At 63.2% G+C, this 15,510-nt stretch carries 15 protein-coding genes; 4 read left to right on the plus strand and 11 right to left on the minus strand.

Going from position 1 to position 15,510, the window contains the following annotated elements; all coding sequences use genetic code 11:
• Positions 1-47: 47 nt before the first annotated feature.
• The 10 genes from QMG46_RS06685 to QMG46_RS06730 all read right to left on the minus strand — a co-directional run bounded on the left by QMG46_RS06685 (position 48) and on the right by QMG46_RS06730 (position 10,112).
• Positions 48-812 carry a DUF3426 domain-containing protein gene (locus tag QMG46_RS06685; protein WP_281851715.1) on the minus strand — a complete coding sequence of 255 codons (765 nt, stop codon included), beginning with the start codon at positions 810-812 and terminating at the stop codon, positions 48-50.
• A gap of 225 nt (positions 813-1,037) precedes the next feature.
• Complete coding sequence (prmA, locus tag QMG46_RS06690) at positions 1,038-1,934, minus strand: 50S ribosomal protein L11 methyltransferase (protein WP_281851716.1); 897 nt, start codon at positions 1,932-1,934, stop codon at positions 1,038-1,040.
• Between the two features lie 63 nt (positions 1,935-1,997).
• A complete protein-coding gene (locus QMG46_RS06695; RefSeq protein ID WP_281851717.1) occupies positions 1,998-2,645 on the minus strand; it encodes a DUF7716 domain-containing protein in 648 nt (215 codons plus the stop codon).
• Between the two features lie 68 nt (positions 2,646-2,713).
• Positions 2,714-4,087, minus strand: coding sequence for an acetyl-CoA carboxylase biotin carboxylase subunit (accC, locus tag QMG46_RS06700; RefSeq protein ID WP_281851718.1), 1,374 nt, complete (start codon positions 4,085-4,087; stop codon positions 2,714-2,716).
• 1 nt (position 4,088) lies between these two features.
• Complete coding sequence (accB, locus tag QMG46_RS06705; RefSeq protein ID WP_281851719.1) at positions 4,089-4,544, minus strand: acetyl-CoA carboxylase biotin carboxyl carrier protein; 456 nt, start codon at positions 4,542-4,544, stop codon at positions 4,089-4,091.
• Between the two features lie 63 nt (positions 4,545-4,607).
• Positions 4,608-5,054 (minus strand): type II 3-dehydroquinate dehydratase, encoded by a 447-nt coding sequence (gene aroQ / locus QMG46_RS06710; RefSeq protein ID WP_281851720.1) that lies wholly within the window; start codon positions 5,052-5,054, stop codon positions 4,608-4,610.
• A 155-nt stretch (positions 5,055-5,209) separates the two neighbouring features.
• Positions 5,210-5,626, minus strand: a complete 417-nt coding sequence (locus QMG46_RS06715) for a peroxiredoxin family protein (RefSeq protein ID WP_281851721.1) — start codon at positions 5,624-5,626, stop codon at positions 5,210-5,212.
• 303 nt (positions 5,627-5,929) lie between these two features.
• Positions 5,930-8,116, minus strand: coding sequence for a protein-disulfide reductase DsbD family protein (locus QMG46_RS06720; protein WP_281851722.1), 2,187 nt, complete (start codon positions 8,114-8,116; stop codon positions 5,930-5,932).
• A gap of 87 nt (positions 8,117-8,203) precedes the next feature.
• Positions 8,204-9,103: a DMT family transporter gene (locus tag QMG46_RS06725; RefSeq protein ID WP_281851723.1), complete on the minus strand. Its 900-nt coding sequence runs from the start codon at positions 9,101-9,103 to the stop codon at positions 8,204-8,206.
• Between the two features lie 313 nt (positions 9,104-9,416).
• Positions 9,417-10,112: a glutathione binding-like protein gene (locus QMG46_RS06730; protein WP_281851724.1), complete on the minus strand. Its 696-nt coding sequence runs from the start codon at positions 10,110-10,112 to the stop codon at positions 9,417-9,419.
• A 104-nt stretch (positions 10,113-10,216) separates the two neighbouring features.
• Here QMG46_RS06730 and QMG46_RS06735 point away from each other — a divergent pair, with 104 nt between their 5' ends.
• Both QMG46_RS06735 and QMG46_RS06740 read left to right on the plus strand, forming a co-directional pair.
• Entirely contained in the window at positions 10,217-11,653 is a 1,437-nt protein-coding gene (locus tag QMG46_RS06735; protein WP_281851725.1) for a MocR-like pyridoxine biosynthesis transcription factor PdxR, read from the plus strand.
• 154 nt (positions 11,654-11,807) lie between these two features.
• Positions 11,808-12,806, plus strand: coding sequence for a TlpA family protein disulfide reductase (locus QMG46_RS06740; RefSeq protein ID WP_281851726.1), 999 nt, complete (start codon positions 11,808-11,810; stop codon positions 12,804-12,806).
• A gap of 12 nt (positions 12,807-12,818) precedes the next feature.
• Here the strand turns inward: QMG46_RS06740 and cutA are convergent, their stop codons facing one another.
• Positions 12,819-13,136, minus strand: coding sequence for a divalent-cation tolerance protein CutA (cutA, locus tag QMG46_RS06745; protein WP_281851727.1), 318 nt, complete (start codon positions 13,134-13,136; stop codon positions 12,819-12,821).
• 197 nt (positions 13,137-13,333) lie between these two features.
• Between cutA and groES the strand changes: the two genes are divergently transcribed.
• Entirely contained in the window at positions 13,334-13,627 is a 294-nt protein-coding gene (gene groES / locus QMG46_RS06750; RefSeq protein ID WP_281851728.1) for a co-chaperone GroES, read from the plus strand.
• 131 nt (positions 13,628-13,758) lie between these two features.
• Entirely contained in the window at positions 13,759-15,405 is a 1,647-nt protein-coding gene (gene groL / locus QMG46_RS06755) for a chaperonin GroEL (RefSeq protein ID WP_281851729.1), read from the plus strand.
• Positions 15,406-15,510: the final 105 nt, after the last annotated feature.

Below are 15,510 nucleotides of genomic sequence, written 5' to 3' on the forward strand. Positions count from 1 at the left end.
GACAAGCCGGTCACTGTCATGTACGGCGTCATTGGTGGTCGCGGGTCTCATTCGAAACCGAGTTCGAACGCCACCGCTTTGTCGCCCGGGTCTTCCACTTCCAGCACCAGCGCAGTGTTGGCGCCGGCCGGCAAGCCATGCTGCAAGGCATAGCTGTCCGCCAGGTATTCGGATGGCCGCAGGCGACGCATGGCGATGCGTTTGCCATTGACGTCGGACAATGTGACAGAAACCACGGGATACGGTTGCGCGAACGACGCATCGTTGCGAACCGTTGCGCTGATCAGCAGTGCGCCGGGCACCGACGGGTGCGCTTGCACGTCACGTGCCAGCAGCTTCAATTGCTTCACGTCCTGCACCAGCGGCAGCTGGCAGCCGATCGCATCGCAACCCTGGCGCAGCCACGGGCCGACCATCGAGTCGGCGATCAGTTGATCGCGCAGCGCCCAGCCCAGCTGTGCCGCGAGCAGCAACAGCAAGAGGAGGATGATCACGACCCACGGCCAGCGACGTGGTCTTGGCTCATGCTGACGCGCAAACCGTGGCGTAAAATCGCTTGGCAGCAAGTCGTCGAAGGTCGTGCGCGCCGGTTCCGTCGCTGCCGGCGGCTCGGCCGCTCTCGGGCGATAGACCGCCAGTTCTAGATGCGGCGGTTCGATGCCCGCTTCGTTGACTGGCAGCTCGGTGAACGGCTCGGGCGGCAGCACATCCGCCAGCGTGGCGATGCTATCGAAGCCCTCGCCGCAATGTCCGCACATGACAAAGCCGTGCGCCTGCGCGAGCGTGCGCGCATCGAGCGAAAACACGGACATGCATTTGGGACATTGCGTGTACATGGGTCAAGAGTGGTCGAGCGGCGCGGATGAGTAAAGAGGTTTGCGGTGGTGCTGTGACACTGTCTCGAAAAGCCACCTATCTTGTAGGAGCGACTTCAGTCGCGACAAGCGTCGCGTCGGCCGTTGACGCTTGGTCTTGCGTACAGGTTTATCGCGACTGAAGTCGCTCCTACAAGCTAGGGAGGGTCGCGCAAGATGGGATCAGCGGCGGAAGCCGCTGATGCGAACCCAGTCCTCGCGCGTATCGACCTGCAAGCCTTCGAACCATTCGCCATAACGCGCCAATAGCTCCTCTTGCTGACCCTGCAGGATGCCGGAGATGGCGAACGGTGCGCCAGGCTTGGCCGCGGCGGCAAACTGCGGTGCCAGCTCGCCGAGCGGGCCGGCAAGAATGTTGGCAATGAAGACATCCGCCGGTTCCGCGTCGAGATCTTCAGGCAGGAACAGTGCGAGACGCTCGGCCACACCGTTGCGCTCGGCATTATCGGCCGAGGCGATCAGTGCCTGGGGATCGTTGTCCACACCGACCGCGCTCAACGCGCCGAGCTTCAATGCTGCGATGGCGAGAATCCCCGAGCCACAGCCGAAATCCGTGACGGTCTTTCCGGCCAGCTGCAGGCCATCGAGCCATTCCAGGCAAAGGGCAGTGGTCGGATGCGTGCCGCTGCCGAACGCCAGGCCCGGATCGAGCCGGACCACGACAATATCGCCGTCGGTCGGCGGCTCGATGTTCCATGGATAGATCCACAGGCGGCGGCCGAATGGCATCGGCTTGAACTGGTCCATCCAGGCCCGCTCCCAGTCCTCGTCGGCGACGTCGCGAAACAGCATCTGGTCCGGCTCCAGCCAGGGCAGCAGATCGCCGAGCGCTTCGCTCAGGCCGCGACGGTCGGTGTCGACGTCGAACAAGGCATTCAAGGTGATTGTCGGCCACAGCGGCAGCTCGCCGACGCCCGGCTCGAAGATCGCCTGTTCGTCGGGCGTTTCCGCGTCGGCATCCTGCAAGGTAATCGACAGCGCACCCAGGTCGTCGAGCGCTTCTTCCACGCGCGGTTGTTGCTCTGCGCGGACGGTGAGGGAGAGTTCGAGCCAGGGCATGGGATAAGGAGTGAGTGAAGAGGAGTGAGTGAAGAGTAAGAGCAAAGCTCGCAGCCTGCATCCCTACTGCCAGGGCAGCGCTTTATGCGTAACTTTTTGCAACGGCAGCGAGAGCGCGGCGAAACGCCGTTCGATCTGACCGCATTCCAATGCATTGACGCGCCGTCCCAGGCTCAAGGGAAGCTGGCGGCAAAGAGAAAGTGACTCGGCGATGGATAGCGAAAACAGTGCCGAAACGGCACGCGCCGCTTCGCCGACTTTGCTGACCGGACACTCGGCCAGGACCAGGTCGTATTCGGTGTACAGGCCAGTGGCGAGATTGGCCTGCAGGGCTGCGTCGACATCGGCATCTGATGCCTCGCCCAGCTCCAGAAAGGCGTCCACGCGCACGTAGTGATCGAGTGCGCGAGCGTAGTCCTCCAGGCTCGACAACGGGCGTTGCCGCTTCTGCACGATGAGCACGTCGGCGAATGTCACCGCTTCGAGGTAATGCGACAGCGCATGTTCGGCGGCCAGCAGCGGCAAACCTTCGCCGTCTTCGTCGATCAGCAGATCGGTTTCTTCGTCGCTGGACGACAGATAGAAACGGCAGCTCATCAGCGGACCGTCGCGATCAGTGTAGACCCAGGCGTAGCGGTCCCACACGTCGCCATCGTCAAAGCAGGCGACGATGGTTTCGATGGTTTCGCGCAGGGTGAGCAGTTCGGGCATGTGTATTCCGTCGACCTTCCTGTTCGTCATTCCGGCCTACGCCGGAATGACGATAGGGCAGGTTCGCATCAACCGCCGCTGGCGGCCTTTTCCTTCTGCTCGGCCATGCGCTTTTCCAGATAGTGGATGTTCTGTCCACCGTGCTGGAAACCGACGTCGGCCATGATGCGTTGCTGCAGCGGGATATTGCACTTCACGCCTTCGATCACCGTTTCGGCAAGCGCCAGACGCATGCGCGCGATCGCCGTTTCGCGATCGGGGCCGTGTACGATCAGCTTGCCGATCATCGAGTCGTAGTTTGGCGGAATGCGATAGCCGTCGTACAGATGCGTGTCGACGCGCACGCCCGGGCCGCCCGGTGCTTCGAAGCGTTTCACTTCGCCGGGGCTGGGCATGAAAGTGTCGGGATCTTCGGCGTTGATGCGGCACTCGATCGCATGGCCGTTGATCTTGATGTCTTCCTGGCGAATCGACAGTTTCTCGCCCGCGGCAATCAGCAACTGCTCGCGTACCAGGTCGACGCCGGTAATCAGCTCGGTCACCGGATGCTCGACCTGGATGCGCGTGTTCATCTCGATGAAGTAGAAGCGGCCGTCTTCGAACAGGAACTCGAAGGTGCCGGCACCGCGGTAGCCGATGCGCAGGCAGGCGTCGACGCAGACCTTGCCGATCTGTGCGCGCAGCTCGGGCGTGATGCCTGGTGCCGGAGCTTCCTCGACCACTTTCTGGTGGCGACGCTGCATCGAGCAGTCGCGCTCGCCCAGGTGAATGGCATGGCCCTGGCCGTCAGCGAGTACCTGGATTTCCACGTGACGCGGGTTTTCCAGGAACTTCTCCATGTACACCTGATCGTTGCCGAAAGCGGCTTTCGCTTCCTGCTTGGTCATGGTCACGGCGTTGCCCAGATGCGCCTCGGTGCGCACCACGCGCATGCCGCGGCCACCACCGCCACCGGCGGCCTTGATGATCACGGGGTAGCCGATCTCGCGGGCGATGCGGATGTTTTCATCCACATTGTCGCCGAGCGGGCCGCCGGAACCGGGCACGCAGGGAACGCCAGCCGCCTTCATCGCACGGATCGCCTCGACCTTGTCGCCCATCAGGCGGATCACGTCGGCGGTCGGGCCAATAAAGATAAAGCCGGACTTCTCGACCTGCTCGGCAAAATCCGCGCGCTCGGAAAGAAACCCGTAGCCCGGATGGATCGCCTGCGCGTCGGTGATTTCCGCCGCGGCGATGATGCGTGGGATATTGAGATAGCTTTCGGCCGACGGCGCCGGGCCGATGCAGATCGCCTCGTCGGCCAGGCCGACGTGCTTGAGGTTGCGATCGGCGGTCGAATGCACGGCGACGGTCTTGATGCCTAAGCTGTTGCAGGCACGCAAGACGCGCAGGGCGATTTCGCCGCGGTTCGCGATAAGGACTTTCTCGAGCTTATGCATATCAGGCGATCACGAACATCGGCTGGTCGAATTCCACCGGCTGGCCGTTGTCGATCAGGATGGCCTGCACGGTGCCGCCGACGTCGGCTTCGATCTGGTTGAACATCTTCATCGCTTCGATGATGCCCAGCGTTTCGCCGGCCTTGACCTGCTGGCCGACCTTGACGAATGCCGGTGCGCCCGGGCTAGCCGAGGCGTAGTAGGTGCCGACCATCGGCGCCTTGACCACATGGCCTTCGGGCACGGCCGGTGCAGCGGCCACAGGGGCGGCGACGGGCGCTGCGGCCACGGGAGCGGCTACCGGCGCGGCAACGGCGACGGGCGCTGCGGCGATGGCAACGCCGCCCTTGGGCACGCGCGACAGGCGGACGACTTCCTCGCCCTCCTTGATTTCCAGTTCGGCGAGGTTGGATTCCTCAAGCAGGTCGATCAGCTTTTTGATCTTGCGCAAGTCCATGGGTCAAGCCTTTTCGTTGCTGCCGCTTGGGGCGGCTGGAATGGAAGGGAAACGTTGTTCGGGTCAGGCGGCGCGGCCCAGCCGCGCGATGGCGGCGTCCAGCGCCAGCCGATAACTGTCCGGTCCGAAACCGCAGACCTGACCAATGGCCACGTCGGCCAGGTAGGAGTGGTGACGGAACGGCTCGCGGGCATGCACGTTGGAAAGGTGCAGCTCGATAAACGGTATGGCCACGCCCAATAGGGCGTCACGCAGGGCGATGCTGGTATGCGTGAAGGCGCCGGGATTGATCAGGATCAGCGCCACCTGGTCCTTGCGTGCCTCGTGCACGCGTTCGATCAGCGCGTGCTCGGCATTCGACTGGAAGCCGGTCAGCATGTGCCCCGCAGCTTTGGCCTGCTCAACCAGTGCGGCGTCGATATCGGCCAGCGTCTGGTGGCCATAGATCTCCGGCTCGCGCGTACCCAGCAGATTGAGGTTGGGTCCGTGCAGGACCAGGATGTTCGCCACGCTGTGATCCTGAAACGGCACCTGGGCAGGTGCGGACCGGGCGGAGTGTGCGCGCACTCGGCAATGTTGTCCAGTTCGGCGTAGATCGACGATGTTTGGTGCAGAACTGTGAAGAAGTCCGTGCGGCGGCGTATCGAGTCGCCCGAAAGCGGCTCCTAGGGCCGTTTCATCCACTCGTCGAGGGTTTCCATGGGCAATGCGCCTCGCTGCGCTTCCAAGATGTGCCCATCGGTATCTAAAAGCACGCTAAACGGCAGAACTTGCGCCTCATCGCCGAACTGCAGCGAGGTGCTGGGGCTGTCCATCCGGCCGATCAGAATCGGGTACGGCACAGGGTGCACGGCAAGAAACGGCCGGATCCGTTCGGGGTCGTCCATGGCGATGCCGACGACGATCAGTTCTTTTTCGCCGAACTTTGCCTGTGCCTCGGCCAGCGCGGGCATCTCTTTCAGGCATGGCACGCACCAGGTCGCCCAGAAATTGAGCAGCACGCGCCGAGCGTGGAATTCCGATAACCGGTGTGGCTTGCCGTCGACATCCATCAGCGTGAGATCGGGGCGTACGTCGCCCACTGCCGCCACCTGCACACCGTCCGGGACGTGCGCCTGCCGGCTGGCATGCTGCAGCCAGCCGCCGACGCCGGCCGCGACAACGGCCAGGACAAGGATGAGGGTGTTGCTTCGGCTTAGCATCGAGAGCGAGGAGTGAGTTAAGAGGAGTGAGAAGTGAGCGATGGTACTGGTATACCCACTCGTTTCTCACTCCCGGTCCCCCGCTAACTTAGCTTTTGGCTGTTTCGATGAGGAGCGAGGAGTGAGAGAAAGCAGGTTCCGGCTCTTCTTGGCTCTCTCTTACTCCTCACTCCTCTTAACTCACTACTCGCTCTTGGCCGCCTCGGCCAGCGCCTGTTCGACCAGCGATGCGGTCAACACCGTCGGTAGTTGCCGACCCGCGCCGCCGCTCTTGGGGAACACCACGTAAAGCGGCACGCCCGGCGTGTGGTATTGCTGCAGAAAGGCAGTGATGTCCGGATCCTCGTTGGTCCAGTCACCCTTCATATAGACCGTGCCGGTCTGCTTGAGCTGGGCGCGGAATGCGTCGGTGTCCAGCACGGTGTGCTCGTTGGCCTTGCAGGTGATGCACCAGTCGGCGGTCATGTCGACGAAGACCGGCGTGCCGGCCTTGCGCAGCTCGGCCAGCTTGGCCGGCGTGAAGGCAACCACACCCTCGGCCGTGGCAGCCCGATTCGTGCCGGCCGGCAGTTTGGCCAGCATGTAGACCGGCGCGATCGCCAGCACCAGCAGCACGGCGACGAAGACACGGCTGATTACCCCACGCGAACGACTGCGCTCGAACCACCATAGCGTCATGGCCAGCAGCACCGCAGCCACCAGCAGCAGGCCGACGGCATCGGAGCCACGCTGGTTGGCCAGCACCCAGGCCAGCCACACCGCAGCGAGATACATCGGGAAGGCCAGCACCTGCTTGAGCGTTTCCATCCAGGCACCGGGGCGCGGCAGCAAGCGCGCCACGGCCGGTACGAAGCCGACCGCGAGGAAGGGCAGGGCCAGGCCAACGCCGAGGGCGACAAAGACCAGCAAGGCATTCACGGTGGGCGCGGCAAAGGCGTAGGCGAGCGCGGTGCCCATGAACGGCGCCGTACACGGGCTGGCAACCACCACGGCGAGTACGCCGGTGAAGAAATCACCGATCGGGCCCGAGCGGTTCGCCAGCGAGCTGCCGGTATTGCCCAGCGAGGTGCCGAACTGCACCACGCCGGACATCGACAGCGCGACCGCCAGCATGATCAACGCGAGCACGGCGACCACGATGGGGTTCTGCATCTGCGAACCCCAGGCCTGCTTCAAGGAGATGATGATCAGGCCGAGCGCGATAAAACTCGCCAGCACGCCGGCGGTGTACATCAAGGCATGCACGCGGCGGCGGGCGGGGTTCTCGCCGCTTTCGATCAGGCCGACCGCCTTGATGGAAAGCACCGGCAACACGCACGGCATCAGGTTCAGCACCAGGCCGCCGCCCAGCGCGAGCAACAACGCATACCAGAGACTGACATCGAGCGAGTTTTGCGTGGCCGGTGGCATTTCCGGCGCAGGACCGGCGGTGGTCTGTCCGGTCGAGACGCTGCCGCCAGAAAGATCGACCGACACGGCGCGCGTCATCAGCGGATAGCACAGGCCGCCGTCCTGGCAACCCTGGAAGCTGGCCTCGACATCGAGTTGTTTGCGTCCGGCCAGGTCGCCATCGATGGTGACCGGCAATTCGAGCTGATCGAAATACACGGTGACCTTGCCGAAATGCGGATCGTCCTTGCTGGTGCCTTCAGGCCATTGCGGGTTGAGCTTCACGCCATCGATGTTCTTGGCGTGCAGCACGGTCTGGTCGCGATACAGGTAGTAGCCCCTGGGCATCGTCCAGCGCAGCAGCAATTCGTTCGGCTTGCGTGCCAGTGCTTCGAAGCGAAAGGCCTGTTCGGCAGGCAGCGGTGCCGCATCCATGCCCGGGCTCGCGGCCGACTTGCCACCTAGCTGGCTCAGCGCACTGCCGAGGGTTTGTGTTGGCGCGCCCGGAGCGGCTTGTGCGGCGCCCGCCGGCAAGGGCAGATCGAGTTTTTCGGTATGCGGCGGGTAGCAGATCTTCGGTTCGACTTCGTGGCAACCCTGGTACTGGACGCTGACCGTCAAGCGCGTGGTGCCGGGTGCCACCGTATAGGGAATGCTGGCATCGACATTGTGGTGATAGGTTTCTACATCGCCCAGGTATTCGTCGTGATGCTTTTCGCCATCGGGCAGTGTCGCTTCGCCGAGCGTGATGCCATCACCGCCCTTGAACTTCATGCGACCACGATAGAGGTAGTAGTCCTGCGCGATCGTCCAATGCAGCTTCAGCACGCCGGGCGTGTTGGTATCGGTGCTGAGCTTGTAGGCCTCGGTCACCGGTAGCAGGTTGTCGGTGTCTTGCGCAAATACCTGCGCCGCACCGAGCAGTAGCGCCAAGGGAACCAGGAGGCGGGCGGCCAGACGGCCAAAAGAACGGAAACGCATTGCAACTCCAACCGTGGGGACCACGCCAGGCAGCGTGGAGCGGTGATTATGACCTATTCGCTGGATACGTCTTTTCAGTTACCCGGTTCAGGCTTTGTCAGCGATGGGCGCCGGCAACGGCTCGCTGGAGCGTCCTGTCGTCAGTGCCACGCCCAGCAGGATCACCACGCAGGCAATGATCATGTTGGCCGTGACCGTTTCTTTCAGGAACAACCAGCCCCATAGCACGCCGAACACAGGAATCAGATAGAGCACCGTCATCGTCCGCGCCGTGCCGGTGCGGGCAAGCAGCCTGAAAAACAGCAGCATGGCAAAACCGGTACAAGCCACGCCCAATGCCGCGATGGCAAGCCAGGCCGACATCGGCGGATTCCGTGCCGGCCACGCCCAGAACGTTGTCGGCGCGAGCAGGATGGCGGCGACGATCTGGCTGCCGGCGGTGGATGTCATTGGTGAGACATGGTGCAAGCGGCGACGACTGTAGTGCACGGCAAAGGCGTAGCAGACCGTCGCGCCGACACAGGCGGCCATCGCCCATAGCGAACTGTGATCGACTGCGGCGCCACCGATATTGCCGCCAACCAGCCACAGCACGCCGATCAGGCCGACGACCAGGCCGAGCGTACGCCATGCATCGAGTTTCTCGTTCAGCCACAGCCAGCCCGATGCGGCCACCAACAGGGGTGTGATGGCATCGAAGATCGACGAGAGGCCGGCGGGCAGGTGGCGTGCGGCCCATGCAAACAGCAGAAACGGCAGCGCCGAATTGGCAATACCTGTGATCGCGATCGGTCGCCAATGCGCGCGCCATTCCGCCAGCAGCGTGCGCGACGCCATCATGGGCACGAAGCACAATCCCGCAACGATGGCGCGCATGCCGCCCATCGCCACCGCGCCGAACGGGTCGGCGGCCATGCGCATGAACAGAAACGAGCCACCCCAAAGGGCGCCGAGCAGAAGCAGGCTGGTCAGGTCGCGTGGTTTCATCGCGTTCTCGATTCGATGGGTGCTTGGTCGGTTGCCATCTTTTCTGTTGGGGCGGCTTCAGCCGCGACAGGCGGTGACACAACCTGGTGCCGCGATTGAAGGGACCTCTAATAACCTCGGTTTTTCACCGTCATCCCGGCGCAGGCCGGGACCCAGTGGCGTCAGTTCTCGGTTTTTGCGAGCGTGTCCAGTGGTTTTCGCGAGAACCTAATCATGTCGCCACTGGATTCCGGCCTACGCCGGAATGACGAGTAGGAGGTCATTCGAGGTTCCTTGAAGTCGCTAACGCAAAAATTCGATTCTTTGGGTCCGATTAGCCCTGCTTGGCTCCGTGCCCAAACAAATGCTTCCGCTCTTCCTCGCTGATGTGCTTGCGCACATAGGCACTCTCTACACCTTCATACGTGCGTATCGTGGCCGGTCGCGCAGCGATAGCCTGGAACCAGCGCTCCAGATGCGGGAAGTCGGCGAGCGACTGGCCATGTGCCTGATGCGGCACGATCCACGGATAAGCCGCGATATCGGCGATGGTGTAGTCGTCGCCGGCAATGAAGGGACGATCCGCCAGGCGACGATCCAGCACGCCATAAAGACGCGCCACTTCACGCGTATAGCGATCGATCGCATACGGCACCGGCTCGGGCGCATACACATTGAAATGTCCGATCTGCCCCGCCATCGGCCCCAGCCCGCCGACCTGCCAGAACAGCCACTGCAGCACCTCGATACGGCCACGTGCATCCTGCGGCATGAAGCGGCCGGATTTTTCCGCCAGATAAAGCAGGATCGCTCCGGACTCGAACACGCTGATCGGTGCACCGCCACCCAGGGGCGCGTTGTCGACGATGGCGGGGATCTTGTTGTTCGGGGAGATGAGCAGGAAATCGGGCTGGAACTGCTCGCCCTTACCCAGGCTGACCGGCTTGATGCGATAAGGCAGCCCGGTTTCCTCGAAAAACAGCTTGATCTTGAGACCGTTGGGCGTGGCGGCGAAATACAGGTCGATCATGACGGAGCGCTCCAGGCGGGATGGGTGCACTGTAAGGAAATGGGTGGACTTGCAAAAGAACCACAATGGGTCAAATCTTGTGGTCCACTTGTAGGCGTCTTCGCATGAGTCACCTGTTCGAGTTTCCCCTGGAACTGCCGGCGCCCGGATCGCGCCAGCGCCAGGCGGCGCTGCACACCCAGTTGCGCGCGGCCATTCTGGACGGGCGGCTCAAGCCCGGCCTGCGCCTGCCGGCCACGCGCGAGCTGGCGCAATCGCTGGGCATATCGCGCAATACGGTAGTGGCTGCGTACGACCTGTTGCTCAGCGAGGGCTATGTCGTGGCGCGCCATGGCGCGGGCAATTTCGTGGCCGACATGGCTTCGCGCTCCGCGTCGCGTGCTGCGGCGTTGCCGGACGACCAGCGGCTCGCGTCTTATTGGCGCCAGCCGGTGACCTTGCCGGTGCGGCCGCCGCGCGACGATGGCGATGACTTCCGCGTCGGCACGCCGGACGTGCTGCGTTTTCCCTACGACGAATGGCGGCGCTTGTCGGCGCGGGCGATGCGCGCCCTGTCCAGATCGCGCATCTTGCATGTCGATCCGCAAGGGCAGGCGTCCTTGCGCGAGGCGATCGCGCGGCATGTTTCGTTCGCACGCGCTGTCGCCTGCGAGGCGGCCGATGTACTGGTCACTTGCGGCGCACAACAGGCGTTCAACTTGCTTGCGCGTGTATTGGTGACGCCAGGGCGCACGGTGCTGGCCGTGGAGAACCCCGGCTACCCGCCGTTGCGCGCGGTATTCGAAGCGGCCGGCGCGGAGATCGTGCCGGTACCGGTGGATGAGCAGGGCTTGGTGGTTGCGGCGATTCCGGCTCGCGCGAACATCGTGTACGTCACGCCGTCGCACCAGTTTCCACTCGGCATGCCGTTGTCGCCCGCGCGCCGCACTGCCTTGCTTGCCTTCGCACGAGCGCGTGGCGCGACCATTATCGAAGACGACTACGATGGCGAATTCCGCTACGGCGGTCGCCCGCTCGATGCCTTGCAGACGCTCGACCGCAACGGCAGCGTCTGTTACGTCGGCACCTTTTCCAAGTGTCTGTTCCCGGCACTGCGACTGGGCTATGTGGTGCTGCCGCCTTGGCTGCATGAAGCGATGGCGCATGCCAAGTGGCTCAGCGACGGCCATGGCGATGTGCTGTCGCAGGAGACGCTGGCTGCATTCATTGCCGAGGGGCACCTGGTGCGACATATCCGCAAGATGCGCAAGATTTATGCGGATCGACGCGAACAACTGTTGCTGGCGCTGGACCGTCATGCCGGCGGCCTGCTCGAAGCCATGCCGGTCGATGCGGGTCTGCACATGGCGGCACGCGCGGCGCCCGATATCGACGTGACAGCGTGGACGCGCAGGGCGGCGGCGGAAGGTATTCGCGTTGAGGATCTGGCGAGGTATGGCGTGGGCGATCACGGCTGGCACGGCATGCCGTTGGGCTTTGGCCTGATCGACGCCACGCGCATCGATAGCGCCATTCATCGGGCTGTGGCGTTGTTGCGTTGAAACATGCTCAAAAAATCCGGCCTCAAAAAATCAAGCTCCGAAAAGCCGGCTCCAAAAATCCAAAAGTGGTCCGGTAGTTTTTCCAACAAGTGGCGCTTATCCGGATGGCCGCGTGGCCCGAGCATTCGCGCTAACCCTCCCGCGATGCCTTCCCATGCGTTATTTCCTGACTCTTATCCTGTCGCTGTGTTGCCTGACTACCCATGCCGCCGATAGCGGCCAGCAACGCGCCGAAGCAGCCGGTCAAAGCCTGATCGGTACGCCGGCGCCGCCGGTGGTGCTCAAGACCATCGACGGGCAGACCATCGATCTGGGCAAGCTCTACGGCAAAAAAGCCGTCTATCTGAAATTCTGGGCGACCTGGTGCGTACCCTGCCGCGAACAGATGCCGCATCTGCAACGCACCTATGAAGAAGCCGGACCGGACATGGCAGTGATCGCCATCGATGTCGGTTTCGATGACAGTGTCGAGGAGGTACGCAAGTACCGACAGCAAGTGGGCCTGACCATGCCGATCGTGTTCGATGACGGTTCGCTGGGCGAGGCTTTCCATTTGCGTGTCACGCCGCAACACGTGGTGATCGGTCGTGATGGGCGCATTCTCTATGTCGGCCACGAGGCCAATGCCCGGCTCGACGCCGCCTTGCTTGCTGCCCGAACGTCCACGCCTTTACCTGTGGCGCCGCCGAAGACGGCCACCGTGGCCGAGAAACCTATCGGTATTGGCGATAGCGTGCCCGATACGAGCGTGACCACCCTGGCCGGGAAATCCTTTCCGTTGCGCGATGCCGGCAAGCCTACCGTGCTGGTTTTTCTCTCGCCCTGGTGCGAAAGCTATCTGGCCAAGAGCCGCCCGCAACTGTCGCAAAGCTGCCGCAGCATGCGCGAGCAGGTCGAGGTGCTGGCGCATAAGCGGTCGGACCTGCGCTGGCTGGGCGTGGCGTCCGGCTTGTGGGCGGCCAGGGACGATCTGGCCGAGTACAAGAAAAACTACAAGGTGGAGATCCCGCTGATGCTCGACGCATCCGGCACGCTTTTCCGTAGCTTTCGTGTGATGCACGTGCCGACCGTGCTGCTGGTCGATGCCCAGGGCCGTGTGACCCGACGCATCGAGGCCACCGACGGCGACCTGGCCGCCGCTCTGCCGCGCTGACCTGACTGGCATTCAGCAAGCATTTGCGGCCACCCAGGCCAGATAGGCCTCGTGGGCGCGCTCGACCGGGACGGCGATCAGCTCGGGCAGATCGTAGGGATGCAGTTCCAATAGCCGCGCCCTGAGCGCCTCAAAGCGGTCGGCCGGGGTCTTGATGAGCAGCAGGGTTTCGCTGTCCCTGGTCACTTTGCCCTCCCAGCGGTAGACCGAGGTGACCCCGGGCAGGCAGTTGACGCAGGCGGCCAGGGACTCCCCGACCAACCGCTCAGCCAGCTGCAGAGCGGTTTCCGGGTCGGGGCAGGTGCAGTAGCAAAGCAGGATCGGGCGCATCCCGTCAGCCTAGCCGGCCTTGAAAGGGCCAGCCAGCTTCCCCATTAGAAGTGCAGGTTCGAGGGACGCGACCTCTTGCGAGGGGCTTCTGCATCGTTAGAATTGGCACTCACCGACGGCGAGTGCTAACAATGCGGTCCCCCGCATCGCGCCCCGTCCCGACTTTTCCCAACCCAATCCATTAGCTGGAGCCATCCATGAGCAAACTGCGTCCGCTGCACGATCGCGTCATCGTCAAGCGCCTGGAAGAGGAGCGTGTCTCCGCCGGCGGCATCGTCATCCCCGACAGCGCCACCGAAAAGCCGACCCGCGGCAAGGTCATCGCTGCCGGTACCGGTCGCATCCTGGAAGACGGCAATGTCCGTCCGATGTCGCTGAAGGAAGGCGACGTGGTGCTGTTCGGCAAGTACGCCGGCCAGGAAATCAAGATCGACGGCGAAGAGCTGGTCTTCCTGAAGGAAGACGACGTTGTTGCGGTGATCGAGGGCTGAGTTCCGTTGGGAGCTGCGGCTTGCCGAGCGCGAACTTAAGAGCGCGCACGCCAGTCGCCTTTGGCTCCTTCTGGTACCGCCTTTGGAACGACAGAACCATTCCTATTCAAAATTTTTGAGGCAAAAATTTTATGGCAGCTAAAGAAGTACGCTTCGGCGAAGACGTCCGCGCGCGCATGCTCAAGGGTGTCAACACCCTGGCCAACGCGGTCAAGGTCACCCTGGGTCCGAAGGGCCGCAACGTCGTGCTCGAGAAGAGCTTCGGCGCACCGACGGTGACCAAGGACGGCGTGTCCGTCGCCAAGGAAATCGAACTGGCCGACAAGTACGAGAACATCGGCGCGCAGATCGTCAAGGAAGCCGCTTCCAAGACGTCCGACGTGGCCGGTGACGGCACCACGACCGCGACCGTGCTGGCGCAGGCGTTCATCCAGGAAGGCCTGAAGGCTGTGGCCGCCGGCATGAACCCGATGGATCTCAAGCGCGGTATCGACCAGGCGGTGACCGCCGCCGTCGCCGAGCTGAAGAAGCTCTCCAACCCGACCGCCGACGACAAGGCGATCGCCCAGGTCGGCACCATCTCGGCCAACTCCGACGCCAACGTCGGCGACATCATCGCCACCGCGATGAAGAAGGTCGGCAAGGAAGGCGTGATTACGGTCGAGGAAGGTTCGGGCCTCGAGAACGAACTCGACGTCGTCGAAGGCATGCAGTTCGACCGCGGCTACCTGTCGCCGTACTTCATCAACAACCAGCAGAGCCAGCAGGTCGAGCTGGACGACCCCTTCATCCTGATCCACGACAAGAAGGTGTCGAACGTTCGCGAACTGCTGCCGGTGCTCGAAGCCGTCGCCAAGGCCGGCAAGCCGCTGCTGATCGTCGCCGAGGAAGTCGAGGGCGAAGCCCTGGCGACCCTCGTCGTCAACACCATCCGCGGTATCGTCAAGGTCGCCGCCGTCAAGGCGCCGGGCTTCGGCGATCGTCGCAAGGCCATCCTGGAAGACATCGCCATCCTGACCAACGGCCAGGTGATCTCCGAGGAAGTCGGCCTGCAGCTTGAGAAGGCCACGATCAACGATCTGGGCCGCGCCAAGCGCGTCGTCATCACCAAGGAAAACACCACCATCATCGACGGTGCCGGCGAAGCCGAGCGCATCCAGTCGCGCATCGGCCAGATCAAGGCGCAGATCGAAGAGACCTCTTCGGACTACGACCGCGAGAAGCTGCAGGAGCGCGTGGCCAAGCTGGCTGGCGGCGTGGCCGTCATCAAGGTGGGCGCGGCAACCGAAGTCGAAATGAAGGAAAAGAAGGCTCGCGTCGAAGACGCCCTGCACGCTACCCGCGCTGCAGTGGAAGAAGGCGTGGTGCCGGGCGGTGGCGTGGCGCTGATCCGCTCGCTCAAGTCGCTCGATGGCCTGAAGGGCGCCAACGCCGATCAGGATCTGGGCATCGCCATCACCCGTCGCGCACTGGAAGCTCCGCTGCGCGCGATCGTGTCGAACGCCGGCGAAGAGCCGTCGGTCGTGCTGAACAAGGTGAAGGAAGGCAACGGTAACTTCGGTTACAACGCTGCCACGGGCGAGTTCGGCGACATGATCGCCTTCGGCATCCTGGACCCGACCAAGGTCACCCGTTCGGCTCTGCAGTTCGCGGCTTCGGTCGCCGGTTCGATCATCACGACCGAAGCGGCCGTGACCGAAGTGCCGAAGAAGGACGAAGGTCATTCGCACGGTGCGCCGGGCGGTGGCATGGGCGGCATGGGTGGTATGGACTTCTAAGTCCTGCGCTTGTGTTGCAGTTGTTTGGAGAAAACCCCGCCTTGTGCGGGGTTTTCTTTTGGATGGCTATTGCTGCACTAGTCAAGCGAGAACGGATGCTTTGGG

It is taken from the genome of Dyella sp. GSA-30, assembly GCF_027924605.1.
Classification (GTDB): domain Bacteria; phylum Pseudomonadota; class Gammaproteobacteria; order Xanthomonadales; family Rhodanobacteraceae; genus GSA-30.